Here is a 507-nt window from a genome sequence, read left to right on the forward strand (position 1 = left end):
GCGCGGGCTAAGTGTAGCACCACCGCGGCCGGCTGCCGGGCCTTGGCGGCGGCCAGGCCCAGGCGATAGTCGGCCCGGTACACAGTGGTATCGAGGGCCAGGGCGCGGCGGTAGTACCACTGAGCGCTATCGGGGCGGCTTTGCAATTCCAGCTGGCGGCCGTAGTCGTAGCGCAGCAGCCCGGAAGTCGTATCGAGCTTCATGCCCTGCGCGGCGTACCGAGCGGCTTCGGCTGGCAGACGCCAGGCATTCAGTAGAAAGGCTAACTGGTGCAGAATCTCCGGCTCGCGCGGGTCGCGCGCCAGCGCATCCTGCAAATACTGGACGGCGGTGCTGGTGTCGGCGGTAGCGGCGTAGGCCAGGCCTTTGTAGAACAGCGCCGCGGGCTGGTCGGGGTCGAGGCGCAGGGTACGGTCGAGGTTATCGAGGGCGGCCGGGTAGTTGCGCGCGGCCAAGTGGGTTTCGCCCACCAGCAAGGGCAGCTCAGGCCCCCGAAAACCCCGCTCG

Annotated in this window: 1 protein-coding gene; it reads right to left on the bottom strand. The window is 68.6% G+C overall.

The window, feature by feature from the left end; translation table 11 throughout:
• On the bottom strand, positions 1-507 hold a 507-nt coding region (locus tag ACYVDE_RS26070), incomplete at both ends, for a tetratricopeptide repeat protein (protein WP_460504398.1).

The sequence above is a fragment of the Hymenobacter agri genome, from assembly GCF_054778495.1.